At 71.6% G+C, this 24037-nt stretch carries 21 protein-coding genes; 10 read left to right on the forward strand and 11 right to left on the reverse strand.

Going from position 1 to position 24037, the window contains the following annotated elements; all coding sequences use genetic code 11:
- The first annotated feature begins 22 nt into the window (after positions 1–22).
- Positions 23–1105: an MlaD family protein gene (locus MKK60_RS07830; protein WP_147729241.1), complete on the forward strand. Its 1083-nt coding sequence runs from the start codon at positions 23–25 to the stop codon at positions 1103–1105.
- A gap of 121 nt (positions 1106–1226) precedes the next feature.
- Positions 1227–1814, forward strand: a complete 588-nt coding sequence (locus MKK60_RS07835; protein WP_243935546.1) for an ABC-type transport auxiliary lipoprotein family protein — start codon at positions 1227–1229, stop codon at positions 1812–1814.
- 13 nt (positions 1815–1827) lie between these two features.
- Here MKK60_RS07835 and MKK60_RS07840 read toward each other — a convergent pair whose 3' ends face one another.
- From MKK60_RS07840 to thiE, 3 genes are all read right to left on the reverse strand, one after another.
- On the reverse strand, positions 1828–2451 hold the full coding sequence (locus MKK60_RS07840; RefSeq protein WP_147729642.1) for a helix-turn-helix domain-containing protein: 624 nt from the start codon (positions 2449–2451) through the stop codon (positions 1828–1830).
- A gap of 126 nt (positions 2452–2577) precedes the next feature.
- The gene (gene thiD, locus MKK60_RS07845) at positions 2578–3390 is read right to left on the reverse strand and encodes a bifunctional hydroxymethylpyrimidine kinase/phosphomethylpyrimidine kinase (RefSeq protein WP_243984862.1); all 813 of its coding nucleotides are present in this window, start codon (positions 3388–3390) and stop codon (positions 2578–2580) included.
- Positions 3387–4112, reverse strand: coding sequence for a thiamine phosphate synthase (gene thiE, locus MKK60_RS07850; RefSeq protein ID WP_243935550.1), 726 nt, complete (start codon positions 4110–4112; stop codon positions 3387–3389). The genes thiD and thiE overlap by 4 nt, the downstream gene beginning before the upstream one ends.
- Positions 4113–4362: 250 nt before the next feature.
- Here thiE and MKK60_RS07855 point away from each other — a divergent pair, with 250 nt between their 5' ends.
- Both MKK60_RS07855 and MKK60_RS28435 read left to right on the forward strand, forming a co-directional pair.
- Positions 4363–5343 (forward strand): NUDIX hydrolase, encoded by a 981-nt coding sequence (locus MKK60_RS07855; RefSeq protein ID WP_147729042.1) that lies wholly within the window; start codon positions 4363–4365, stop codon positions 5341–5343.
- Positions 5344–5537: 194 nt separating this feature from the next.
- Positions 5538–8801, forward strand: a complete 3264-nt coding sequence (locus MKK60_RS28435) for an autotransporter domain-containing protein (RefSeq protein ID WP_279604018.1) — start codon at positions 5538–5540, stop codon at positions 8799–8801.
- A gap of 337 nt (positions 8802–9138) precedes the next feature.
- Here the strand turns inward: MKK60_RS28435 and MKK60_RS07870 are convergent, their stop codons facing one another.
- On the reverse strand, positions 9139–11397 hold the full coding sequence (locus MKK60_RS07870) for a sensor histidine kinase (protein WP_243984865.1): 2259 nt from the start codon (positions 11395–11397) through the stop codon (positions 9139–9141).
- A 7-nt stretch (positions 11398–11404) separates the two neighbouring features.
- Positions 11405–11734, reverse strand: a complete 330-nt coding sequence (locus MKK60_RS07875) for a SelT/SelW/SelH family protein (RefSeq protein ID WP_147844652.1) — start codon at positions 11732–11734, stop codon at positions 11405–11407.
- A gap of 179 nt (positions 11735–11913) precedes the next feature.
- Here MKK60_RS07875 and MKK60_RS07880 point away from each other — a divergent pair, with 179 nt between their 5' ends.
- Genes MKK60_RS07880 through MKK60_RS07890 form a run of 3 tightly spaced genes read left to right on the forward strand, consistent with a single transcriptional unit; the run spans position 11914 to position 13961 of the window.
- Positions 11914–12549, forward strand: coding sequence for a LemA family protein (locus MKK60_RS07880; protein WP_409567377.1), 636 nt, complete (start codon positions 11914–11916; stop codon positions 12547–12549).
- Positions 12550–12562: 13 nt separating this feature from the next.
- Positions 12563–13345, forward strand: a complete 783-nt coding sequence (locus tag MKK60_RS07885) for a TPM domain-containing protein (protein ID WP_243984867.1) — start codon at positions 12563–12565, stop codon at positions 13343–13345.
- Positions 13335–13961: a TPM domain-containing protein gene (locus MKK60_RS07890; RefSeq protein ID WP_243936442.1), complete on the forward strand. Its 627-nt coding sequence runs from the start codon at positions 13335–13337 to the stop codon at positions 13959–13961. The genes MKK60_RS07885 and MKK60_RS07890 overlap by 11 nt, the downstream gene beginning before the upstream one ends.
- 144 nt (positions 13962–14105) lie before the next feature.
- Here the strand turns inward: MKK60_RS07890 and moaA are convergent, their stop codons facing one another.
- Positions 14106–15125, reverse strand: a complete 1020-nt coding sequence (moaA, locus tag MKK60_RS07895) for a GTP 3',8-cyclase MoaA (RefSeq protein WP_243984869.1) — start codon at positions 15123–15125, stop codon at positions 14106–14108.
- A gap of 153 nt (positions 15126–15278) precedes the next feature.
- Here moaA and MKK60_RS07900 point away from each other — a divergent pair, with 153 nt between their 5' ends.
- A complete protein-coding gene (locus tag MKK60_RS07900; RefSeq protein ID WP_147728341.1) occupies positions 15279–15725 on the forward strand; it encodes a gamma-butyrobetaine hydroxylase-like domain-containing protein in 447 nt (148 codons plus the stop codon).
- Between the two features lie 82 nt (positions 15726–15807).
- Here MKK60_RS07900 and MKK60_RS07905 read toward each other — a convergent pair whose 3' ends face one another.
- From MKK60_RS07905 to nadA, 5 genes are all read right to left on the reverse strand, one after another.
- A complete protein-coding gene (locus MKK60_RS07905; protein ID WP_147843841.1) occupies positions 15808–16467 on the reverse strand; it encodes a L,D-transpeptidase in 660 nt (219 codons plus the stop codon).
- Between the two features lie 516 nt (positions 16468–16983).
- Positions 16984–18381, reverse strand: a complete 1398-nt coding sequence (locus MKK60_RS07910) for a cytochrome P450 (protein ID WP_243984872.1) — start codon at positions 18379–18381, stop codon at positions 16984–16986.
- Positions 18382–18517: 136 nt separating this feature from the next.
- Positions 18518–19372 carry a carboxylating nicotinate-nucleotide diphosphorylase gene (gene nadC / locus MKK60_RS07915; protein ID WP_243935559.1) on the reverse strand — a complete coding sequence of 285 codons (855 nt, stop codon included), beginning with the start codon at positions 19370–19372 and terminating at the stop codon, positions 18518–18520.
- Positions 19369–20895, reverse strand: a complete 1527-nt coding sequence (locus MKK60_RS07920; protein WP_243984874.1) for an L-aspartate oxidase — start codon at positions 20893–20895, stop codon at positions 19369–19371. The genes nadC and MKK60_RS07920 overlap by 4 nt, the downstream gene beginning before the upstream one ends.
- Positions 20892–21914 (reverse strand): quinolinate synthase NadA, encoded by a 1023-nt coding sequence (gene nadA, locus MKK60_RS07925; protein ID WP_147724910.1) that lies wholly within the window; start codon positions 21912–21914, stop codon positions 20892–20894. Before nadA ends, MKK60_RS07920 begins: the two co-directional genes overlap by 4 nt.
- 396 nt (positions 21915–22310) lie before the next feature.
- Between nadA and MKK60_RS07930 the strand changes: the two genes are divergently transcribed.
- Together MKK60_RS07930 and paoA are read left to right on the forward strand one after the other, a co-directional pair.
- The gene (locus tag MKK60_RS07930; protein WP_147724908.1) at positions 22311–23063 is read left to right on the forward strand and encodes a sigma-70 family RNA polymerase sigma factor; all 753 of its coding nucleotides are present in this window, start codon (positions 22311–22313) and stop codon (positions 23061–23063) included.
- A gap of 309 nt (positions 23064–23372) precedes the next feature.
- The gene (gene paoA, locus MKK60_RS07935) at positions 23373–24026 is read left to right on the forward strand and encodes an aldehyde dehydrogenase iron-sulfur subunit PaoA (protein WP_243984876.1); all 654 of its coding nucleotides are present in this window, start codon (positions 23373–23375) and stop codon (positions 24024–24026) included.
- The last annotated feature ends 11 nt before the right edge of the window (positions 24027–24037 follow it).

The raw sequence follows: 24037 nt of genomic DNA on the forward strand, positions 1-24037 counted from the left end.
GCTTGGCGGAAGGCCTGAGATCATGGAGACCCGTGCGAACTTCGCCCTCATCGGCGCCTTCACCCTCGGGGTGATCCTCGTCGGCTTCGGCTTCGTGCTGTGGCTGTCGGGCGGCTCGTCGCGGCAGGTGAGCCAGGCGGTGCGCGTCGTGTTCTCGGGCAGCGTCGGCGGGCTGTCGCGCGGGTCGAGCGTGACCTTCAACGGCATCAAGGTCGGCGAGGTGACGGACGTCCACCTGCTGCCGCAGGATCCGCGCCGGGTCATCGCCGAGATCAAGGTGGCCCCCTCGACGCCCCTGCGCGCCGACACCCGCGCGCGCCTCGATTCGGCGATGCTGACCGGCGTCTCGGTGATCGCGCTGAACGGCGGCAACGCCGACGCGCCGGCGCTGGCGCCGGGCACGAACGGCGAGATGCCGACGATCTTCGCCGACTCGTCCGACATCCAGGACATGATGGCCGCCGCCAAGCAGATCGCGCAGCGGGCCGACGACGTGCTCCAGCGCCTGGACAAGCTGGTCGCCGGCAACGAGGGCGCGATCACCCGCACGCTCGCCAACGTCGAGAGCTTCTCGAAGACGCTGGCCGAGGCCGGGCCCGCCGTCTCGAGCCTGGTGAAGGCGGTGGACGGCAGCAAGCTCAACCGCGTGATCGACAACGCCGACCGGTTCTCGAGCGCGCTCGCGACGTCGAGCCCGGACATCGAGGCCGGCCTGCACGACGCCCGGTCGCTGGCGGGCAAGCTCAACGCCTCGGCCGACCGGATCGACGCCGTGCTGAAGGGCGCCGAGGGCTTCCTCGGATCCGCCTCGGGCGAGGCCGGCGCCAGCACCTTCACGCAGGTGCGCGAGGCCGCGATCTCGGTGCGCGACGCCGGCAAGGCGTTCCGGACCCTGTCCGAGAACCTCGACAAGCGCACCGCCAACATCGCCACGAGCTTCGGGCGGCTCAGCGGCACCGGCCGACGCGAGGTCGAGGCCCTGTCGACCGACGGGCAACGCACGCTCAACACCCTGAACCGCACGGTCCGGACGCTGGAGCGGGACCCCTCGCAGGTGATCTTCGGCGGCAAGCCGTCGTTGCCGGAATACAACGGTGGCCGCTGAAGTCGCGCCGTTCCGGGTCGATGTGCCTCGCCGCACGGCACATTTCATGCGGCCGAATAGTTTGAACGGCACAGCTTCATCCGTTCCCGGCCACCCGGCCGGGAACGTTCAGGTATCGCGTATGCTCCGTCCCGTTACCGGTCTGGCCCTGGTCGCCTCGCTCGTCGCCCCGATCCTCGGCGGCTGCGGCGGGGGCGCCGCGCCGCTGACCTTCGACCTCATGGCGCTGCCGGCCGCCGGCCGCCCGGCCGCGAGCGCGCGCGCGATCGTGGTCGCGGAGCCGGTGGGCATCCAGCCGTTCGAGGCCGATCGGATCATCGTGCGCGAGGCCGGCGGCTCGCTTTCGTTCCTCGGCGGCGGCCAATGGGCCGATCGCCTGCCGCGCCTGATCCAGACCCGGATCATCCAGAGCCTGGAGAATGCCGGCCGCCTGCGCTCGGTCTCGCGCCCCGGCGACAAGGTCGTGGCCGACTACCAGCTCATCTCCGAGATCCGCGCCTTCGACATCGCGGCCGGCACCGGCGAGGCGGTGGTGGACATCTCGGCCAAGCTGGTCGCCGACGGCACCGGAAAGGTGGTCGCGGCCCGGATCTTCACGGCGCGCGTGCCCGTCACCGCGGTCGATGCCGGCAACGGCGCGCGGGCGCTCGACCAGGCGCTCGGCACCGTGCTCGCGGACCTGGTGCGCTGGGTGAACGGCGGGCGCTGAGCGCCCGGGCCGCTCACTCCATCACCGCCGCCTTCATGATCACCACCATCGTCGCGCGGCCCGGCACGTCGCCGGTGCAGCGGACGACGTGCTGGCGGTCGCAGCGGTAGCGAAGGGTCTCGCCGGCGCGCGCGCGCTGAACGACGCCGCCGATGTCGACCTCGAAGCAGCCCTCCGAGACCGAGAGCGATTCGACCGAGCCGCGCTGGTGCGGATCGGAATCGAGCACCCCGCCCGGGTCGGCCGAGACCTCGTACCATTGCAGCCACTCGATGGTCTTGACCCAGCCGATGATCGCCAGCCGCACCTTGCCGTCCTCGGAGACGAGGATCGGCGTGTCGGCGCGCGAGGACTTCTCGATGAAGGGCTCCTCGTCGTTGGCCGCCAGCACCCGCTCGATCGAGACGTCGAGCGCCTGCGACAGGCGCCAGATCGTCGCCAGCGTCGGGTTGGTCTCGTTGCGCTCGATCTGGCTAATGATCGACTTGGCGACGCCGGATTGCTCGGCGAGCTCCGACAGCGAAAGGTTGTAGGCCTTGCGCAGGCGCTGGATCGTCTTGCCGAGCTGTCCCGACAGCACGGCCGCTCCGCTCAGCATGTCCCGGCCCCGACCCGGCCGTTCCGCCTGTTCCTGCATCGCCGAAGCCATCCGCATTCCGCCATCGCGTTCCGTTTATCGGAACGAACGTGCGCTACTACAAACGCAATCCCCCCGCGGATGCAAGGCGACCGGCGCGGATGCCGCAGCGTGCCGGTTCGGCGTTCAGGCCCAGATCGCGAAGAAGTGGTGGACCGGCCCATGCCCCTCGCCGATCGCGAGGTCGTCGGCGGCGGCGATCGCGGCGGCGACGTAGGCCTTGGCGGCGCGGACCGCCGCCTCGAGGCCGAGGCCCTTCGCGAGGCCGGCGGCGACGGCGGCCGACAGGGTGCAGCCGGTGCCGTGGGTGTTGCGCGTCGGGTGGCGTGCGCCCGAGAAGCGCCGCACCAGCCCCTCCGAGGTCAGCAGATGGTCGACGCTCTCGTCGCCCGCGGCATGGCCGCCCTTGATCAGCACGCCGTGGGCGCCCGCCGCGACGAGGCGCCTGGCCTGCGCGGCCGCGCCGTTCTCGTCGGCTGCCGGTGCCTCGTCGAGAAGGCTCGCCGCCTCGGGCAGGTTCGGGGTGATCAGGTCGGCGAGCGGCATCAGGCGGCTGCGCAGCAGCATCACCGCGTCGTCCGAGATCAACCGGTCGCCGCTGGTGGCGACCATCACCGGATCGAGCACCACCGGGATGCGCCGCGGGATCGCGTGGCGCTCGAGCGCCGCGGCCACGGCCTCGATCACCGCCGGCTGCGACAGCATCCCGATCTTCACCGCCGTCACGGTGAGGTCGGAGAAGACGCTGTCGATCTGCGCGGCGACGAAGTCGGCGGGCACGTCGTGGATGCCCTGGACGCCGCGCGTGTTCTGCGCGGTCAGCGCCGTGATCGCGCTGGCGCCGTAGACGCCGAGCGCCGAGAAGGTCTTGAGATCGGCCTGGATCCCGGCGCCGCCGCCCGAATCCGATCCTGCGATGGTCAGCGCGATCGGCGTCATCGGGCGGCTCCCCGTTCGGCCAGCGCCGCGTCGACCCGCGCCCGCAGGTCGCGCGCCCGGCCCTCGACCGCCTCCGCCCCGAACAGGGCCGAGATCACCGCGATCCCGTCGGCGCCGGCGGCGATCACCGCGGCGGCGTTGCTCGCGTCGATGCCGGCGATCGCGCCGACCGGCACCGCGGTGCCGCGGGCGAGCCTGGCGCGGAACGCGATCCGCGCGAACCCGTCGAGGCCGACCGGTGGATCCGGGTTGTCCTTGCTGGTCGTGGCGAAGACGCCGCCGATGCAGGCGTAATCCACCGGCAGCCGATAGAGCTCGTCGGCCTGCGCGCCGGTCTTCAGCGTCAACCCGACGATCGCCCGGTCGCCGAGCAGCCGGCGGGCATCGGCCGGGTGCAGATCCGACTGGCCGAGATGCACGCCCTCGCAACCCGCGGCCAGCGCGAGGTCGACCCGGTCGTTGACCAGCAGCGGCGCGCGGCCGGCGAGGGCCGCATGGATCGCGCGGATGCGGGCGAGCGCGGCGCGGGCGTCGGCGATGTCCTTCTCGCGATACTGGAACAGGGTGCAGCCCCCGGCGACCGCCGCCGCCGCCATGTCGGCGAGGCGAGGCCCGTCGTCGCCGCAGACGCCGACGTCGAGGAGACCGTAGAGGCGCAGGTCGACCGTCGGACCGGACGCGCGGCCGGTCGTCGCGTTTCCGAGGCTGCCGCCCGCCTGCATCGCCCGCCTCCTCACGACCGGCTGTCGTCCCGGCGCGTTCGGCCCTGTCTGGCCACCGCAGAGCCGCTTAGCAAGCGCTTTCGGCCTCGGAGGCAAGAGGGCGCCATCCCCGCCGGAATGTCGGCGCCGCGTTGACGGATTGCGGCCGTTTGCGGCTTAAGCAACGACAGGTCGATGCGCGGCCGCTCCATCGACGACCGCTCGGCCTCGGGCGGCGGGTCATGCGATGGACAGGGCGACGGGAAAGACGATGTCGGCGGACTTGCGCGCGGCCGGGACGGTGCCCAGCCCCTCCTCCGTGGGGCTCGCCGCGGCGATCATCGCCGCCACCGAGGGCGAGCCGCGGGCGCTGACCGTCCAGGTGGCCGACCAGGCCGCGGGACGCGGCGACGGGCTGCCGGCCGGGCCGCTCGTGTCGGAGCATGCCACCCTGGAGCGCGGCCTGCGCGCCTGGGTCGAGCGCCAGACCCACCAGCGCCTGGGCTACGTCGAGCAGCTCTACACCTTCGGCGACCGCGACCGGCAGGCCGACGCCAGGGCAGGCGTCCACACCCTGTCGGTGGCCTACCTCGCCCTCGTGCGCGAGGAGCGCCCGGCGGGCCTGGCCGAGGCGGCCTGGCGCAACTGGTACCGCTACCTGCCCTACGAGGATTTCCGGAAGGGCCGGCCGCCCGAGCTCGACGCGATCGAGGCCGAGCTGCTGGCCTGGGCCGGCGCGCCGACCGATGCCAAGCTCCGGCGCTCGCGCGCGGACCGCCTCGGCCTCACCTTCGGCCTCAACGGCGCGACCTGGAACGAGGAGCGCGTGCTGGAACGCTACGAGCTGCTGTTCGAGGCGGGGCTGATTCCGGAAGCCGCCGGCAATGCCGGGCCCGCGCGCCCCGGCGATCCGACGGGAGTGCCGATGGCGTTCGACCATCGCCGGGTGCTCGCCACCGCGATCGGACGCCTGCGCGGCAAGATCAAGTATCGCCCGGTGGTGTTCGAGCTGATGCCGCCGCACTTCACGCTGCTCCAGCTTCAGCGCACCGTCGAGGCCCTGTCGGGAACGCAGCTCCACAAGCAGAACTTCCGCCGGCTGGTGGCGCAGCAGGGGTTGGTGGAGGAGACCGAGGGCGTCACCAGCGGCACCGCCGGGCGGCCGGCGCGCCTGGTCCGCTTCCGCCGTGAGGTCCTGCTCGAGCGCCCCGCCCCCGGCCTGCGCCTGACGCCGTCGCGCCGGTCGCAGTGATGCGAGCCGGCAAAGTCATCCTCGAGACGCCGTGTTCCGGGCCGAGGTATTTAGCCAACACAGAATAGTCCTTGTTGCTTTTCAGCAACCCCGCGTACTTCTCAATATTATGACTGGATTATGACGAAGACTCCGACGTAGACTTCGCTAGTCCTGCTCTCCGAACGCCGAAAATCGGCACGAGGGGACGAATCATGGACTTCAAGCAGGGTGTCTCGATCGCCGCGGTGGTCGTCGCGGCCTATGGGCCGGCAGCCGTCCAGGCGCAGACCGCGAACACGACGCCGGCCAACGTCAACGTGCTGAACCTGCTCGCGCCGTTCCTCTCGCTGAACGGAACGGCGGTCGGGCAGCAGACGCTGCAGCTCAACCTCTCGCAGGCCATCGCCCAGAACCAGGGCGCCTTGGTCGCCGACCAGCAGCGGGCGATCAGCGACAAGGCGCTGCCCGGAAGCGCCGCCTTCGCGACGACGATCACCCTCCTCGACGGGACGCGGGTCAATCTCGGGCCGGGCGACAACCTCGCGGGCGGCCTGCCGCTGCAGGCGGCGCAGAGCCCGGGCGGCCTCAACCCCTACCAACCCGTGGGCGGGCTCGGGCCGCAGCTCGGCGCGATCTACCAGACCGGCATCCGGGCGAGCACCGCGACGAGCGGGCCGCTCACCAACACCTTCAACCTCCTGAATCAGGCCTACACGGTGCTCAGCGCCAACCTCGGCGTGGCGAAGAGCTACTTCGCGAACGGGGCAGCGAACAACCCGAGCACCGCGCCCTCCGGCAACGCGCCGCCGATCCCGGCGGTGGCGCCGGCCGGCTACACCCTGCCCACCGGTCCCTACACGATCCCCGCCGGCTCGCCCGCCGGGGCGGCCGGGACGACCGGCACGCTGCCCAACCGCTTCGACAGCGTCCTCGACCTCGCCTACGGCGTCCGCAACACGCAAGCGGGCCAGGACGTCTACGGCTCCTCGCGGCCGATCCAGGTCGCCGCGAGCCGCTACAACGTGTTCGACCCGACGGCGCTGAGCGGCATCGCCACCAACCCGTCCTTCCCGAGCGGGCACACCCAGTACGCCTATACCGACGGCTACCTGCTCGCGATGCTGGTGCCGCAGCAGTACCAGAACATGCTGCTGCGCGCCTCGGACTACGCCAACGACCGCATCGTGCTCGGCGTGCATTATCCGCTCGACATCATCGCCTCGCGCGCCTTCTCGGCCTACGACCTCGCCCAGACCTTCACCAACCCGGCCTACAACAACAACGCCGCGACGACAGGCACGGCGATCAACATGCCGGGCCTGTTCACCCGGGCCGCGGCGGAGCTGCAGGCCTACGAGGCGGCGCAGTGCGGGAACACGGTCGCTGCGTGCGCGGCGAGTGCCGCCAACACCGCGAGCAACCCGTACGTGCCCTCCGCCGCCAACCAGGCGCTGTACCAGTCCCGCCTGACCTACGGCCTGCCGACCCTGACCTTCGCCCAGGCGCCGCGCGAGACGGCGCCCGTCAACGGCCCCGACGCCTCGATCCTGCTGGCGCCGCTCTACGGCGGCAGCACGACCGCCGCCAGGACGATCGCGCCGAACGGCGGCCTCTACGGCAACCTGCAGACCGGCACGATCAACCAGATCCTCGTCAACACCGAGACCAACGCGCTCGCCGCCTTCTACGGCACGGCGCTGAGCTACTGGAGCCGTCTCGACCTGTACTCGGCCGCCGGCTACTTCGGGAACGTCACCGGCACCCTGCGGATGGATGCCGCCGACGCGCTGGCGACGAACGTCACGGTCGGCAACGGCGGCGCGCTCTACGCCAACGGCACGATCGCCGGCCTCGCCACGGTCAACGACGGTGGCCTGCTCGGCGGCACCGGCACGGTCGGCGGCATCAGCGCGCTTCCGGGCGGCACGGTGGCGCCGGGCAACTCCATCGGCACGCTCACCGTCGCGGGCAACGCCGCGTTCGCGGCCGGCTCGGTGTTTCAGGTCGAGGCCAACGCCGCCGGCCAGTCCGACCGGCTCGCGGTCGCCGGCACGGCGACGCTCGCCGGCGGCACCGTGCAGGTGCTCGCGGCGCCCGGCACCTACGATCCGCGCACGCAGTACGCGATCCTCACCGCCAGCGGCGGCGTGGCCGGGCAGTTCGCGGGCGTGACCGCGAACTTCGCCTTCCTCTCCCCGACGCTGCGCTACCAGGCCAACGAGGTCGACCTCACGCTGACCCGCAACGACATCGCGTTCGCGACGATCGCGCAGACCCGCAACCAGGGCGCGGTCGCCAACGCGATCCAGGCCGGGGGCCCCGGCACCGGCGCCTACGACCGCACCATCGGGCTGACGACGCCCGAGGCGGTCGGAGCCTTCCGTGCGCTGACCGGGGACATCCATGCCAGCGCGATCTCGGCCGAGTTCGAGACCGCGTTCTTCGTCCGCGAGGCGATCCTGGATCGGATGCGCTGGGGCGCCACCCCCGGCTTCGCGGAGGGCGCCGATTACGGACGCCTGCCGGCCGCCTACACCGCCGACCTACCCGGTCGCCGCGCCGCGCCGGTGCCGGTGGCCGTCCGCACCCTCGACCCGCGGGTGTTCGGGTTCTGGGGACAGGGCTTCGGCAGCTTCGGGCAGGCCCGCAGCGACGGCAACGCGGCGAGCCTGTCGCGCCAGACCTCGGGCTTCGTGCTCGGCGCCGATGTCCGCGTCGCGGGCGGCTTCCGCCTCGGCGTGGCCGGCGGCTACACCGCGACCAGCCTCGACACGGCCGGGCGCCTGCAATCGGGCTCGATCGAGAGCGGCTTCGGCGGCCTCTACGGCGGCTACGAGCGCGGGCCGGTCTCGCTGCGGCTGGGCGCGGTCTACGCCGACAACGCGGCGCGCCTGACCCGGACGGTGGCGTTCGCCGGCTTCGCCGACACGCCGAGCGCCCGCACCGGCGGCTCGACGATCCAGGGCTTCGGCGAGATCGGCTACAAGCTCTTCCTGGGCGGTGCCGCGCCGCCCGTCGGCCAGGACGCCGCCCCGGTCCCGGTGGCGCTCTCCTACATCGAGCCCTTCGTCGGGGGCGCCGTCGTCGCGATCGGCCGCGACCGCTTCACCGAGACCGGCGGGATCGCCGCGCTGACGGGGTTCGCCCGCGACTACGACCTCGGGGCGGCCACCGCCGGCATGCGGGCGCAGACGAGCTTCGATCTCGGCCTCGGCGCGCCGGTCTCGGCCCACGGCCTGCTCGGCTACCGCCGGGCCTTCGGCGACGTGGTGCCGACGGCGCTCCTGGCCTTCGGCGCCACCGGCCCGGCCTTCCTCACCGCGGGCATCCCGATCGACCGCGACGCCCTCGTGGCGGAAGCCGGCCTCGACCTGCGGGTCTCGGCCGCCGCCACCCTCGGCATCGCCTACACCGGCCAGGTCGGGTCCCGCGCCGAGGACCACGCCGTCAAGGGAAACTTCACCTACCGGTTCTGAGCTGTTTCGGACCCATCACGATCGGGCCAAATTCCCACCGCCGCAACCCTCGGGTCGCGGCGGTTTTGCGTCTCACGCGATGTCCCTGCGCGCCGACCCAACCCCTCATCTCGATCCTGAACGCTTCCGAGAACCGGTAGCCTCGAAGGAGCCCGCCGGCTGGCCTCGCAATCGCAAGAGGGCTCCTTCGAGGCTGCCGAGGCAACACCTCAGGATGAGGGCGTTGGTTGGGATAGGGGGACGCCTACCCATTTGACTTCCGGTGCGCGCTATCCGCGGAACGCCGGCAGGCACCTCAGTGGAATCTGCGTCGGGCCATCCTGAAACACCCGCCCCATCAGCCGAATCGCGGCAGCGGCGCGATCCGGGGCACGTCGGTGCCGCCCTTGCGCTCGAGCAGGCCGGGCGGCGGAACCGGCGCCACGATCGTGCAGACGACGCCTGCGGGATCGAAGGCGAGATTGACCTCGCCGGCAAGCTCGCGGGCGAGGCTGCGCTCGATTAGCCGCGAGCCGAAACCGGTGCGCGTCGGCTTCGCCACCGGCGGGCCGCCGCTCTCGACCCATCGCAGGGTGAGGCTGACCTCGTCGTCGCGCCGGAGCGTCCAGGCGATGTCGATGCGGCCGCCTTCGCGCGAGAGCGCACCGTACTTGACCGCGTTGGTGCCGAGCTCGTGCAGCGCCATCGCGATCGACAGCGCGATCCGCGGCGGCAGCCGCAACGGCGGCCCGGAGACACGGAAGCGCGAGACCTCCGGGGAATCGAGCGGGCGGATCGCGTCAGCGACGACCGTGGCGATCTCGGCCCCCTCCCAGCTCTCGCGGGTGAGCACGTCGTGGACGCGGGCGAGCGCCAGGAGCCGCGCCTCGAAGGCGCCGCGGGCCGCATCGGCCTCGGCCCCGTCGAGGCTGCGCAGGGACTGGTTGGCGATCGACTGGACGGTGGCCAGCGTGTTCTTCACCCGGTGGTTCAGCTCGTGGATCAGGAGCAGCAGGTGCTCCTCGGCGGACTTCGCATCGGTGATGTCGACGTTGCAGCCGGTGTAGCCGAGGAAGGTGCCGCCGTCGTCGAGGCGCGGCACGCCCTCGCAGCGGAGCCAGCGAACCGCCCCGTCGCGGTCGATCACCCGGACCTCGGTGCGGAAGGGCTTCCGCGCGTCGAAGGCGTCGGTGAAGGTGGCCGAGAAGCCGGCGAGGTCGTCGGGATGGACGATCTTGTGCCAGCCCTCGTTGGCCAGCGCCGTCGCCGGCATTCCGAAGATGTGCTCGAAATGCATGTTGACGAAGCTGACCGTCGCGGCCTCGTCCGTCATCCAGATCAGCGCCGGCGCGGAATCGGCCATGTGGCGGAAGCGCGCCTCGCTCTCCCGCAGCGCCGAGAGCCCGCGGCGGGTGTCGGCCAGCGCGCGGTCGCGCTCGCCCTCGCGGGTCTTCAACCGGAGCGAGGCGTCGGTGAGCACGTCGCCGAGGCGGCGGATCTCGTGCACCGGCGAGGCGATGCGCGGGATCGCCTCGCCGCGCGACAGGGCCGGGCCGGAGGCCGCGAGCTGGCGCAGCGGACGCGACACCCGCGACCACAGCACGACGGCGAGCGCCGACGACGTCGCCAGGACGAGAAGGCCGAACCCGCCGAAGGCCCAGACCCAGCGGCGCAGCCGCGCGTCGACGAGGGTCTGCGGGATGCTGGTGCCGACCGTCCACCCGGTGAGGCGCGAGCGCGCCTCCACCACGACGACCAGGCGGTGCTGCCGGTCCTTGCCCTGCCAGACGCCGGGCGTCTCCGTCTGGATCTGCCGCAGGCTGGCGAGGCGCGGGCGTCCGACGATCGCGCCCGGGTCGGGCAGGCGGGCGAGAACCAGCGCCTGCCGGTCGGCGATGCCGGTGGTCCAGCCCTCGACGACCTCGCGGGCGAGGATCGCCTGCAGGCGGCTCACGGGCGCGCTGAAACTGAGGATGTAGGCGACGTTCGGGCCGACCATCACCGGCACGGCGACACCGTAGGTGGCATCGCTCGGCATCGGCCCGGGAAGGTAGCCGGTCACCATCGCCCGCTGCGTGCCCGAGGCGATCTCCTTGTCGAACGGCAGCACGGTGATCGGCAGCATGCCGCCGCGCTTGATCCCGGTGTTGACGATCTGCTGCCCGTCGGGACGGCGCAGCATGATGTCGAGGTCGATCGCCTCGCGGACGAGACGGGCCTGCGCGTCGAAGGCCTCGAACTCGCCGTCCTTTAGGCGCGGCGAGGTGGCGAGGGTCTGCAGCACCGAGACCAGGCCGGCGGTGTCGCGATCGATCGACAGGGCGATGCCGCGCACGTTCTCGCGGGCATCCTGCTCGAAGCGCGCACGCTCGACGGAGGCGTAGCGGGCGAGCAGGATCGCGGTGAAGATCAGGCCCGGCCCGATCAGCGCGATCACCAGCGCGACGAGGTAGACCTGCGTCGAGGCGCCGTTCCGCTCGAGCCGCTCGATGCGACGGCGGAGCCAGCTCGGACGCGGGCCGCGGCGGCCGCGGGCGGCGGGCAGCTCGCTCGGGCTCACCGCAGCATCCGGATCGCGGGCGGGCGCGGCGTCATCGGGGGCGTAGTCCTGCAGCATCGCGCCATCACGGGTCGGACTTCGGCCGATCGGAGCTCGGCCGGTCGATATGGCCGAGATCGCGCGCCGGATCGAGCCGGTCGCGCACGCGCTGCTTCAGGGCCTTCACGTCGGGGAAGCCGCCGTCGCGGGTCCGCTCCCAGACCGTGTCGGGGCCGACGGTGATCGAGAAGGCGCCGCCGCTCGCCGGGATCAGCGCGACCTCGCCGAGGTCGTCGCGGAAGGTCGAGAGCAGTTCCTGCGCCATCCAGGCGGCCCGCAGGAGCCAGTTGCACTGGGTACAATAGGTGATGGCAACGCGCGGCTTGTCCGCCGCAGCTTGAGGCGTGTCATCCATGGGGCGCACAGCGCACCGCGGCGATGGGCTTGTCAACCTCGACCGGCTCCGCCCGGACGAACGCGCGACGCATCGCGAACGCGCGGCGCGGCCCTTCTCCCGGCGGGTGCGGCACCCTATCTCACGTTGGCGTGATTACGGCCAAGCTGGGCCGGACGAGGCAGGCAGGAGTGGTGGACATGTCGTCGAGTGCGGACTTCGCAACGCCGCGGACCAGCCCGATCATCGCCCGCATCGCCGGTGCGCTGATCGCGATGCTGTTCGCGTCCTGCCTCTCCGGTTGCGGCGCGATCAACCGCGTGCCCACCCTGGAGGAGCAGGCGAAATCCTCCTGGAGCGAGGTGCAGAACCAGTACCAGCGCCGGGCCGACCTGATCCCGAACCTTGTCGAGACGGTGAAGGGCTACGCCAAGCAGGAGCAGGACACCCTGACCAAGGTGACCGAGGCCCGCGCCAACGCCACCAGCGTCAAGGTCGACGCCTCGACGATCACCGACCCGGCCAAGTTCAAGCAGTTTCAGGACGCGCAGAACCAGCTCAGCGGTGCGCTCGGGCGCCTGCTGGCCACGGTCGAAGCCTACCCCGACCTGAAGTCGAACCAGAACTTCCTGGCGCTGCAGTCGCAGCTCGAGGGCACCGAGAACCGGATCGCGGTGGCGCGGCGCGACTACATCGGCACGGTCCAGGCCTACAACACCGAGATCCGCACCATTCCCGGCCGCTGGATCGCGGCGTGGTTCTACCCGGAATCGAAGCCGATAGAGACTTTCACGGCAACGCCCAATTCCGAGCGGGCGCCGAACGTGAAGTTCTAGGGATTTCTCGCGCATGCGGCGCGGAGCGCTCAGGGCCTTCCCCCTCGTCCTCGCCCTCGTGGCCTGCGCCGGGCTGTGGACGGTTGCGGCGACCGCGGAGCTGACCTTCCCGAAGCTGACCGGGCGCGTCGTCGACGCCGCCGGGATCCTCACCCCCGAGCAGCGCGGGACCCTGGAGGCCAAGCTCAAGGCCTACGAGGACAAGACCTCCGATCAGGTCGTCGTCGCGACGGTGCCGAACCTTCAGGGCACCACGATCGAGGATTACGCCAACCGCCTGTTCCGGGAGTGGAAGATCGGTGAGGCGAAGACCAACAACGGCGCCCTGCTGATCGTGGCGCCGACCGAGCGCAAGGTCCGCATCGAGGTCGGCTACGGCCTCGAAGGCGCCCTCACCGACGCCCTGTCCCGCGTCATCATCGCGAGCGCGATCACGCCGCGCTTCAAGGACGGCGACTTCGCCGGCGGGATCACCGCCGGCGTCGACGGCATGCTCTCGATCCTCTCGGGCGACGCCGAGGTCTGGCAGCGCAAGCCGAAGGTCCGTTCCGACGAGGTCGATCCGGCGCAGGTCGCGATCTTCATCGGCCTGTTCCTTCTCGTCCTGTTCGTGGCGTGGCGGATGAACCGCGGCGGCCGCGGGCGCGGCGGCGGCATCGTCTTTCTTCCCGGGCCGGGGACCGGCGGTTGGAGCGGCGGCACCTCGGGCGGGTTCGGCGGCGGCTTCTCCGATGGGGGCGGGTTCTCGGGCGGCGGCGGCTCATCCGGCGGCGGGGGAGCCTCGGGTGATTGGTAGCCCCCTGCTCACGCCGGATGCCTGCGCACGGATCGAGCGAGCCGTCGGCCGCGCGGAGGCCGGCACCGCCGGCGAGATCGTGGTGATGGTGGCGGCCCGGGCCGGGCAGTACCGCTCGGTCGCGCACGTCGCGGCCCTCGTCGCCGGCCTGATCCTGCCCTGGCCGCTGCTGGTGCTGACCAGCTGGAGCACCGGAGCGATCCTGCTCGCGCAAGCCGCCCTCGTGGCGGCCCTCCTCGCGGCGGCCCTGTCGGAGCGGCTGCGCGTCGCCCTGACGCCGCGTCGTGTCCGGCGCTCGCGGGCTCGCGACGCCGCCCGCCGGGCGTTCTGGTCACGCGGGCTGGGACGCACCCGCGGACGGACCGGGATCCTGCTCTACCTGTCGCTGGCCGAGCATCATGCCGAGATCGTCGCCGACCAGGGCATCCTGGATCGCGTCGGCTCGGAGCACTGGACCGCGACGCTCGCCGACCTCACTGCCGCCCTGCGCAAGGGCGAGGCGGAAGCCGGGCTTCTGCGCGCGGTCGAACGCATGGGAGCGGAGCTTGCGCGTCACGTACCGGCCGGCCGCGGCGACCCGGACGAGCTGCCGAACCACGTGATCGTCGTGGAATAGGACCGCAGCGGTCCGGACGATGGCGGGAAACGCTCCCCGCACCGCGACGGAGGCGATCGCCCGGCCGGGATACCGGAAGCGGATATCCGCTCACCCCCTCACAGTGAGAGTTGTGGGGATGAGAATCGAGGGGTCGGGCCGGTCCTAGCCGCCGGTGACGCTCATGTGGCGCGGCACCGCGGCCGGGCGCTGGCGCTCGATGACGAAGTCGTGCCCCTTCGGCTTGCGCGAGATCGCCTCGACCACGGCCGCCGTCACGAGCGCGTCGTCCGGCGAGGCGCGCAGCGCCGCGCGGAGGTCGGCGGCGTCCTCCTGGCCGAGGCACATGTAGAGCTTGCCGGTGCAGGTCAGGCGAACGCGGTTGCAGCTCTCGCAGAAATTGTGGGTCAGCGGGGTGATGAAGCCGAGCCGCCCGCCGGTCTCCTCGACGCGGACGTAGCGGGCTGGGCCGCCGGTGCGGTCGGGCAGCGGCGTCATCGTGTAGCGGTGCTCGAGACGCGCGCGGGCGACCGAGAGCGGCAGGAACTGGTCGGTGCGGTCGCCGTCGACCTCGCCCAGCGGCATCACCTCGATCAGCGTCATGTCCATGCCGAGGCCGTGGGCCCAGGCGATCATGTCGGCGATCTCGTCCTCGTTGACGTCCTTCAGCGCCACCGCGTTGATCTTCACCTTGATGCCGGCGGCCCGCGCCGCCGCGATGCCGTCGAGCACCACGGGCAGGTCGCCGCGGCGGGTGATCGCGCGGAACTTCTCCGGGTCGAGGGTATCGAGCGAGACGTTGACCCGGCGGATGCCGAGCTCGGCGAGCTCGGCCGCGAAGCGCCCGAGCTGGGTGCCGTTGGTGGTGAGCGTCAGCTCGTCCAGCGCACCGGTGCCGAGATGGCGGGACAGGCGGCGGAACAGGTGCATGATGTCGCGACGCACCAGCGGCTCGCCGCCGGTGATCCGCAGCTTGCGCACGCCGCGATCGATGAACACCCCGCAGAGCCGGTCGAGCTCTTCCAGCGTGAGCAGGTCGCGCTTGGGCAGGAAGTTCATCTCCTCCGACATGCAGTAGACGCAGCGCAGGTCGCAGCGGTCGGTCACGGAGATGCGCAGGTAGGTGATCGCCCGCTGGAACGGGTCGATCAGCGGCGCCGGCTGAACGTGGCTTTGATGGCCCATGCGGGACTCTGAAGGCGGCGATGCAGTTTCCGCGCGGCGATCGGATGACGAACCTAGCATGGATGCGCATATGATGGGACGCAGGCCCGTGGGCAAGCGCGTGCAGGGACGCAGACGCGCCGCCGGCCTCAGAAGTTGCAAGGGAGTTCGACCGTGACCGAGGAACGCTGGCCGACCGAGATCCGGCTTTCGGGAGACAAGCGCGTGCTCAACATCGCCTTCGACGATGGTGGGCGCTACGCGCTGCCGGCGGAGTATCTGCGGGTGTCGAGCCCGTCGGCCGAGGTGCAGGGCCACTCGCCGGCCGAGCGCAAGGTGATCGGCGGCAAGCGCGCGGTCGCGATCCTCGAGATCCAGCCGGTCGGCAACTACGCGGTCAAGCTCGGCTTCGACGACATGCACGACACCGGCATCTTCGGCTGGGGCTACCTGCACGAGCTCGGCCGCGAGTACGACGCCCGCTGGTCGACCTACCTCAGCGAGCTGGCCGAGCGCGGCCTGGACCGGGAGACCGCGAAGGTCGCCCCGATCAAGGGGGGCTCCCCCAAGGACGCCGGCGCGAAGGGCGGATGCGGCGGCGGCGGGTGCGGCTGCCATTGAAACCCGCCTGCGAAACGAGAAAGGCCGGCGTCTCCGCCGGCCTTTCTCGTTCTGCAACCGTTCCGGACCGGCGATCGGCCGATCAGCGCTGGACGATGACCTTCGTGCCGACCTTGGCGCGGGTGTAGAGGTCGATCACGTCCTCGTTGGCCATGCGGATGCAGCCCGAGGACACGGCGGTGCCGATGGTCTCCGGCTCGTTCGAGCCGTGGATGCGGTAGATCGATCCGCCGAGATACATCGCGCGGGCGCCGAGCGGGTTCTCGATGCCGCCCTTCATGAAGCGCGGCAGGTCGGGGCGGCGGCGCAGCATGGTCGCCGGCGGGCGCCAATCCGGCCATTCCTTCTTCATCGTGATGTTCTGCACGCCGCCCCAGGTGAAGCCGGGACGGCCGACGCCGACGCCGTAGCGCAGAGCCTCGCCGTTGCCGAGGATGTAGTACAGGCGGCGCTCGGCGGTGGAGACGACGATGGTGCCGGCCGAGTACGGGCCGTTATAGGCCACGGTCTCGCGCGGAACCGCCGACATCTGCGGGACGGCGGAGGCCATCGGGTCGGCTGCGTTGAGCGAAGCGTTGGCCGTCGGGACCGCCACGGCCTGAACCGCCTGCGGGCGCACGCGCACCGACAGCGCGTTGTCCAGCGGCTGACGGGTCAACGGGTCGATCTCGTAGGCGAGTGCAGGCGCCGCCCAGGCGGCAGCCGCACAGACGAGCCCGATCAGGGCGAAGTTACGACGCATCAAGGCCTCTCAAAAGGCAGGCGAAAGTTGTGGAGAACGCGGTGGACGACGCTTCGGCACGATGCCGTGCCAAGTCTCGCCAAGGGGTAAACGAGCGCGGCCCAAAGCCAAGCCTGAAACCGCGCCGCACCATGGTTCGCGTCGCGCCGTGACACGGTGGCAACACTGTGGCAGCTTTGCCGTATCGGAGCGAGAACGTGGCCGGGTCGCGCGCTGTGGATAACGAACGCTGAAACATCTTTTGCCGGCAGCTGCCGAATACGGCGACGGTGCGGCGGGATCGAGATGAGGACCTGCCGCGACGTGACGCGAACCGATCGTCATCCGGTCGAGCGCTGTCCTGGCCGCGACATCGCGCGGGCTTTGTAGTCTATTCGGCGCCATGCCCCGATACGGATGCCTGCCGCACCGGATAGGAAATCTTCGCCCGTATCCTGAGACCACGGGCCACCTTCCGAAGCGCGTTCCTCAAGATCGAGGACGCGCTTTTTCCTTTTCGGGAGGTCGATGCTTGGCTCAGCGCGGCTCGACCAGCACCGGCAGGCCGCCCTTCGGCTGCAGGCTGATTGCGCCGAACGGCACCACCGGCGCGTCGGAGGCGAGGCGGAAGCGGAAGCGGCGCCCGAGCACGGCGATCACGACCAGCATCTGCGTCAGCGCGAAGGATGCCCCGACGCAGACCCGCGGGCCGGTCGCGAACGGCAGGTAGGCGAGCCGCGGGCGGCCGACGCCGTTGCCTTCCGTGAAGCGCTCGGGATCGAACAGGTCGGGATCGCGCCAGAGCTTTCGGTGCCGGTGCACGATCCACGGCATCACGGCGATGATCGCGCCGCGCCGGACCCGGTGGCCGCCGACGACGTCGCGAGCCGCGGCCTGCCGCAGGATGGCGGGGATCGGCGGATACAGCCGCATCACCTCGTCGAGCACGCGGCGGGTATAGGGCAGCTTGTCCAAGGCGTCGGGGGTCGCGACGCCGTCGGGCATCGCCGCGTCGAGCTCGGCATGGAAGCGCGCCTCGACGGTGGGATGCAGGGCGAGGAGGTACCAGATCCAGGTCAGCGCTCGCACGGAGGCCGCGCCGCCGGCGATCAGGCTCGCGGCCTCGTCGCGCACCTCCGCATCCGGCAGGCCTTCGCCGGTCTGCCGGTCGCGCCCGTGGGCGAGGCGCCACAACAGGTCGTGCGGGCCGGCGTAGTCCGGCCCTCGCCGTGCGGCGATCATCGCGTGCAGGTCGGCGTCGAGCAGCGGCAGGGCCGGGTCGCGGCGGCGGTGGACGAGGCGGTCCGCGAGCCAAGGCGGCTTCGGGATCAGGTCGATCAGCCGCGGCTTGTGCGGCACCTTCGAAAGCCAGCGCAGGATCGGCAACCCGGCAGGATCGCCGCCGGTGACCACTTGGTTCCACAGCAGCGTCGAGAGGCTTCCGACCGAGCGCTCGATATCGACCGGCGCGGTCGAGCCCTCGGCCTCGACCGCGTCGGCGATGCGGCCGGCCAGTTCCAGCATCGCCGGGATGTCGGGACGGATCGAGCGCGGATCGATCGTCGGCGTCGCGACGCGGCGGTGCCGCCGCCAGACCTCGCCCTCGCTCGCCAGGGTGCCGGTGCGCAGATCGGTCTCGAACAGGCGGCGGATCGAGGTCACGCGGGGATAGTTGTCGAACCGGTCGATCAGCACGTGACGGATCGCGTCAGGATCGCTGACGAAGAGGACCTGCTGGCTCCAGTAGTTGCGCGGGACGATCAGGCGCTCGAACAGCTCGGCGTCGCAGGCCGCGAGCGAGTTGGTCGCGGCGGTCCTCAGGAAGGTCCAGGTCGGCAGCCGCCGAGCCGGACGCGGCGGCATGCCGGGAATCGGCGGATCGCCGGCCGCCGAAGCCGCCCGTTCCGCCACGTCGTCCGATACGCCGACCGCCATGGAACCCCAACCCGATCACCGGGCCGGATGCTGCCGGACCGCCTCGCCTCGCCCCGAGACGACCCTCCCATGCCGATCCGACGGTCGCGGCACAAGGGCTGATGCCGGGAGGCACCTACCGGTCCGGGTGTTCCGGTCAGGCGGCGTCGAGGCCGAGATCGATGATCGCGGCGCTGTGGGTGATCCAGCCGCAGGAGATCAGGTCGACCCCCGACGCCGCCACTGCGCCGATGGTCGCCGCGGTGATCCGGCCCGAGGCTTCCGCCAGCGCACGCCCGTCGATCATCGCCACCGCCCGGGTGAGCTGCTCCGGATTCATGTTGTCGAGGAGCACCGCGTCGGCGCCGACCGAAAGCGCCTCCTGCAGCTGGTCGAGCGTGTCGACCTCGACCTCGATCTTGACGAGGTGCCCCGCCCGGGCGCGCGCCCGCTCGATCGCCGGAACGATGCCGCCGGCCACCGCCACGTGGTTGTCCTTGATCAACACCGCGTCGTCGAGGCCGAAGCGGTGATTCGAGCCGCCGCCGGCGCGCACCGCGTGCTTCTCCAGCGCGCGCAGGCCCGGCGTGGTTTTGCGGGTACAGACGATCGAGGCCTTGCCGTGCGGCCGCGCCGCCTCGACGAGCCCTGCCGTGGCGGTCGCGACGCCCGACATCCGGCAGAGCAGGTTCAGCGCGACGCGCTCGGCGGTGAGGATCGCGCGGGCCGGCCCCGACAGCCGGATCACCACGTCGCCGGGCGCGACGCGGGCGCCGTCGCCGCGCTCGACCACGGCCCGCACCGCCGGATCGATCAGGGCGAAGGCGATCACCGCGGCGTCGACGCCGGAGATCACGCCGTCCTGGCGGGCGGCGATGACGCCGTCCAGGCGTGCGTCCGGCGGCACGATCGCATCGGTGGTGATGTCGCCGGCGCGGCCGAGATCCTCGAGCAGCGCGGCGCGGACGATCGGCTCCACGAGGAGCCGCGGCAGGGGCAGGATATCGCTCATCGGGCCAACGCCTCGTCGGTGCGCGCGGGCTCGGATGGCGCCGCGCCAGGGCTGCGCAGCGTCGCCTCGGTGTGCCGGGCCGGCGCGGCGTGCGGATGGTCGCTGCGCCAGTGGCCGCCGCGGCTCTCGCAGCGACCGAGTGCCGCCTGCGCCATCATCCGGGCGGTGAGCGCGGCGTCGCAGCCCGTTTCAGCCAAGCGCGACAGGCCGTCGACGGCGATCTGCAGGCCGGCCGCGTCGCGGACCACGCCGACATGGCGCTCCATGATCGCCCGGATCGCCGGCAGGTCGCTCGATGCGCGCGCGGTGCGGATCTCGGGCAGGACGGCGGCCGGAGGCATCGCGTCGAAGGCGTCGGCGATGAAGCCGGAGAAGGCCAGCGCCTCGAGCAGCGAGTTGCTGGCGAGCCGGTTCGCGCCGTGCAGGCCGGTCGAGGCGACCTCGCCGTTGGCGTAGAGGCCGGGAACGCTCGACGCGCCGGTGCCGTCCACCTGGATGCCGCCCATGTGGTAGTGCGCGGCCGGCCGCACCGGGATCGCCTGCCGCGCCGGATCGATGCCGGCCGTCGCGCACAGGCCGGCGACGGTGGGGAAGCGCGTCGGCATCGAAGCGTCGAGCGCCCCGCGGGTGTCGAGATAGACCGTGCGGCCCCGCGCCAGGGCCTGGAAGATGCCGCGGGCGACGACGTCGCGCGGGGCGAGGTCGCCGCCGGCGATGCCGGCCATCACGGCGGCGCCGGTCTCGTCGACGAGCCGGGCGCCCTCCCCCCGCAGCGCCTCGGTGGCGAGCGGCATCGGGTCGGCGCCGACGGCGATCGCCGTCGGGTGGAACTGCACGAATTCGAGGTCGCGCATCACCGCGCCGGCCCGGGCCGCCAGCGCGAGGCCGCGGCCGGTGGCGCCGCGCGGGTTCGTGGTCGAGGCGTAGAGCGCGCCGACCCCGCCCGTGGCGAGCACGACGGCGCGGGCACGGATGCGGAAGCGCGCGCCGTCGCGCTCGCACACGACGCCGGCCGCCGCCCCGTTCTCGTCCTGAAGCAGGTCGTGGACCGAGGCGGTCACCACCTCGATGGAGGGCGTCGCGAACACCGCGCGCACCAGCGTCTCGAGGACGCGCGCGCCGGTGGAGTCGCCGCCCGCCCGCACGATCCGGCGACGGCCGTGAGCCGCCTCCAGGCCGAGGGCCAAAGCACCGTCGGCGTCGCGGTCGAACGGCGCGCCGAGCGAAACCAGCCAGTCGATCAGCCGCGGACCTGCCGCGGCCACCCGAAGGGCGACCGCAGGATCGGTGAGGCCGGCACCCGCAGCTTCGGTGTCGGCGGCATGGAGCGACGGGGCGTCGTCGGCGCCGATCGCGGCGGCGATGCCGCCCTGCGCCCAGCCGGTGGCGGTGCCGAGCCCGAGCGGCGCAGCGCTGACCAGCGTCACCGGCCGCGGCGCGAGCCGCAGGGCGACGCTCAGGCCGGCGACGCCGGCGCCGACGACGACGACGCGGTCGGCGGGGTTGCGCGAGAACGCGTTCATCGCGCACCCACCGCGAGCATGCGCTCCACCGCGGCGCGCGCCCGGTCGGCCAAGGCCGGGTCGACGACGACCTCGTGGGTCAGGGTCTCCAGGGCGTGCCGGATGTTCGACAGGCTCATCCGCTTCATGTGCGGGCACATGTTGCACGGCTTGATGAACTCGATGTCCGGGTTCGCGGCCGCGATGTTGTCGGCCATCGAGCACTCGGTCACGAGCACGACCTGCGCCGGGCGCTTCTCGGTGACGAAGTTCATCATCATCGCGGTCGAGCCCGAGAAGTCGGATTCGGCGACGACGTCCGGCGGGCATTCCGGGTGGGCGATGACGGTGACGCCGGGATAGCTCTCGCGCACCTCGCGGATGTCGGCGGGCGTGAAGCGCTCGTGCACCTCGCAATGCCCGGCCCAGGTGAGGATCTCAATCTCGGGCAGCACCGCCTGGACGTTCTGCGCCAGGAACTCGTCGGGGATCATCAGCACGCGCTTCACGCCGAGCGAGCGGATCACCTCGACGGCGTTGCCGGAGGTGCAGCACAGGTCGGACTCGGCCTTCACCGCCGCGGAGGTGTTGACGTAGGTCACGATCGGCACGCCGGGATACTTGGCGCGCAGGCCGCGCACGTCGGCGGCGGTGATCGAGTCGGCGAGCGAGCAGCCGGCGCCGAGGTCCGGGATCAGGACGGTCTTGCCCGGGTTCAGCAGCTTGGCCGTCTCGGCCATGAAGTGCACGCCGGCGAGCACGATCACGTCAGCCTTCACCGTCACCGCCTCGCGGGCGAGCGCCAGGCTGTCGCCGACGATGTCGGCCACCGTGTGGAAGATCTCCGGCGCCTGATAGTTGTGCGCCAGGATCACGGCGTTGCGCTCGCGCTTGAGGCGGAGGATCGCCTCGATGTCGGGGGCGAGCGCCGGCCATTCGATCGCCGGGATGTGCCGGCTGACCCGGGCGTAGATCTCGGGCAGCGGCATCCCTGCCGGAACGGCGCGGGGGGCGGAGACGGGAAACGCGGTCGACGCCATGGCGCCCTCCATTATGCTCAGTTTGAGCATTGTGCCGCCTAAGTTAGGCGCGCCGGATCGCCGTGTCTAGATATGCTGAGACTGAGCATAACGGTTTTGCGACGCACCCTGCGCGATGCGTCGCACAACGCCGTCGCCCCGGTCCGAGGCTCGCGCGCTTCCGGCGTGATGGGCTCGTGCAGGACAGGTTGGTCGTCCTGTCCGGGATGCGGAATTTTTGACCAGGACGCGGGCCGTGGGAGGACCGACGCCTCGCCGCGATGAGGCAGCAATGCCTAGATCGCCGCAGGCCGAAACCGCCCAAAGATAACCTATGTTGCTGCGGCACCCGATCGATTGCGCGACATCGCGAGCCGGTGCCGAGGCGCCATCGGAACTCCAGCTGCGCGGGGCACGATGCTCATCACCACGGAAGACAGCAATGGCTCCTCGGACTCCCTGTCCGTCGCGGCGCCGAAACTGTCCGATGCGATCCGCATCCATCTCGGTGAGCATCTTCGAACCACGTATGCCGCCTCGATGCAGGCCCCGCCGCCGTCCCATCTCGGCGATCTGCTGGCGCGCCTCGAAGTTGTTCTTGCTGACGCGCAGGGGCGCGACGACGCGGCGTTCAAGGCCGGCCTGCTCGAAGCCGCCACCAGCCTGCACAGCTTCGCCATCTCGCTGACTCGCAACCCCTCGGCGGCCGACGACCTCGTGCAGGACACGATGCTGCGCGCCTGGCGCAGCCGCGGCAGCTTCAAGGTCGGGACCAACCTCGGCGCCTGGCTGTTCACCATCATGCGCAACGCCTTCTACAGCGTCCACCGCAAGCACGCCCGCGAGGTCGCCGACAGCGACGGCGATCACGCCGCGCGCCTGACGAGCCTGCCCGAGCAGGGCGGCCACCTCGATCTTCAGGACGTGCAGGCCGCGCTCGGGCGCCTGTCGCCGCCGATGCGCGAGGCGCTGATCCTCGTCGCCGTCGAAAACGTGTCGTACGAAGAGGCGGCGACGATCCTCAAGTGCCGGATCGGCACCGTGAAGAGCCGCGTGTGGCGCGCCCGCGACCAACTCGCGCACATGCTCGGCTATACCGGCGCCGAGGTCGGCGCCGACCACCTCACGCTCTCGGCGATCGGCGAAGGCGGCCTCGCTGCCGGCGCCTGAGCGGACCGTCCCTTCGCGGGCGCGACCTGCCCCTTCGCAGGCGCGACCTGCGTCGTCGAGCGCGAGCGGCAGCCCTAAGGTCGAGAGCGATCCCTGAAGCCGGCAGCGCGCTGCATCCGGGTCGTCGAACCATGCCGCCGCACGGCGCGCCGATCGCGATCACATTCTTTATCCAACCGCGCCGATCCGGCGCAGTCTGGAACGGATCGAATCAATCCGTCTGGCGTTCCCGTTGCGATACCGCCCTGCGGGCACGCACTTCGCCCGCACCACAGCCGCCGGCACCACCGGTCGCACGGGACAGCGAGCATGACGGACAAGACACGAGACGGCGCCTTCGCGCTGACGCGGCGGACGCTGATGGAGAGTTGCGCCGTCGCGGCGGCCGCCACCGGCTTCGGCCTGCCGGCAAAGCCGGCCTTCGCGGACGCACCGGGCGATCCGGCGCCGCAGATGCTGCCGGTCCGCCTGACGGTGAACGGCACCGAGCACGACCTCACCCTCGACACGCGCACCACCCTGCTCGACGCGCTACGCGAGCATCTCGACCTCAACGGCTCGAAGAAGGGCTGCGACCACGGCCAATGCGGCGCGTGCACGGTGCTGGTGGATGGGCGCCGGATCAATTCCTGCCTGACGCTCGCCGCGATGCACGATGGCGACGCGATCACCACGATCGAAGGCTTGGGCACCGAGGAGCAGCTCCACCCGATCCAGGCGGCGTTCCTTCAGCATGACGGGTTCCAGTGCGGCTACTGCACGCCGGGCCAGATCTGCTCCAGCGTCGGCATGCTGGCGGAAATCAAGGCGGGCTGGCCGAGCCACGTCACCGAAGACCTCGTCGGCAAGGCTGCGTTCACCGATGCCGAGATCCGCGAGCGGATGAGCGGCAACCTGTGCCGCTGCAGCGCCTACCCGAACATCGTCGCGGCGATCCGCGACGTCGCCGGCACCGAACTCTAGAGGCGCGCGCG

This window comes from Methylobacterium sp. J-092 (assembly GCF_022829325.1).
Classification (GTDB): Bacteria; Pseudomonadota; Alphaproteobacteria; order Rhizobiales; family Beijerinckiaceae; genus Methylobacterium.

Excerpts from the sequence above, each read along its gene's own strand:
- MKK60_RS07830 (WP_147729241.1), top strand. The coding sequence starts at position 23 with ATGGAGACCCGTGCGAACTTCGCCCTCATCGGCGCCTTCACCCTCGGG.
- MKK60_RS07835 (WP_243935546.1), top strand. The coding sequence starts at position 1,227 with ATGCTCCGTCCCGTTACCGGTCTGGCCCTGGTCGCCTCGCTCGTCGCC.
- MKK60_RS07840 (WP_147729642.1), bottom strand. The coding sequence starts at position 2,451 with ATGCAGGAACAGGCGGAACGGCCGGGTCGGGGCCGGGACATGCTGAGC.
- thiD (WP_243984862.1), bottom strand. The coding sequence starts at position 3,390 with ATGACGCCGATCGCGCTGACCATCGCAGGATCGGATTCGGGCGGCGGC.
- thiE (WP_243935550.1), bottom strand. The coding sequence starts at position 4,112 with ATGCAGGCGGGCGGCAGCCTCGGAAACGCGACGACCGGCCGCGCGTCC.
- MKK60_RS07855 (WP_147729042.1), top strand. The coding sequence starts at position 4,363 with ATGTCGGCGGACTTGCGCGCGGCCGGGACGGTGCCCAGCCCCTCCTCC.
- MKK60_RS28435 (WP_279604018.1), top strand. The coding sequence starts at position 5,538 with ATGGACTTCAAGCAGGGTGTCTCGATCGCCGCGGTGGTCGTCGCGGCC.
- MKK60_RS07870 (WP_243984865.1), bottom strand. The coding sequence starts at position 11,397 with ATGCTGCAGGACTACGCCCCCGATGACGCCGCGCCCGCCCGCGATCCG.
- MKK60_RS07875 (WP_147844652.1), bottom strand. The coding sequence starts at position 11,734 with ATGGATGACACGCCTCAAGCTGCGGCGGACAAGCCGCGCGTTGCCATC.
- MKK60_RS07880 (WP_409567377.1), top strand. The coding sequence starts at position 11,914 with ATGTCGTCGAGTGCGGACTTCGCAACGCCGCGGACCAGCCCGATCATC.
- MKK60_RS07885 (WP_243984867.1), top strand. The coding sequence starts at position 12,563 with ATGCGGCGCGGAGCGCTCAGGGCCTTCCCCCTCGTCCTCGCCCTCGTG.
- moaA (WP_243984869.1), bottom strand. The coding sequence starts at position 15,125 with ATGGGCCATCAAAGCCACGTTCAGCCGGCGCCGCTGATCGACCCGTTC.
- MKK60_RS07905 (WP_147843841.1), bottom strand. The coding sequence starts at position 16,467 with ATGCGTCGTAACTTCGCCCTGATCGGGCTCGTCTGTGCGGCTGCCGCC.
- MKK60_RS07910 (WP_243984872.1), bottom strand. The coding sequence starts at position 18,381 with ATGGCGGTCGGCGTATCGGACGACGTGGCGGAACGGGCGGCTTCGGCG.
- nadC (WP_243935559.1), bottom strand. The coding sequence starts at position 19,372 with ATGAGCGATATCCTGCCCCTGCCGCGGCTCCTCGTGGAGCCGATCGTC.
- MKK60_RS07920 (WP_243984874.1), bottom strand. The coding sequence starts at position 20,895 with ATGAACGCGTTCTCGCGCAACCCCGCCGACCGCGTCGTCGTCGTCGGC.
- nadA (WP_147724910.1), bottom strand. The coding sequence starts at position 21,914 with ATGGCGTCGACCGCGTTTCCCGTCTCCGCCCCCCGCGCCGTTCCGGCA.
- MKK60_RS07930 (WP_147724908.1), top strand. The coding sequence starts at position 22,311 with ATGCTCATCACCACGGAAGACAGCAATGGCTCCTCGGACTCCCTGTCC.
- paoA (WP_243984876.1), top strand. The coding sequence starts at position 23,373 with ATGACGGACAAGACACGAGACGGCGCCTTCGCGCTGACGCGGCGGACG.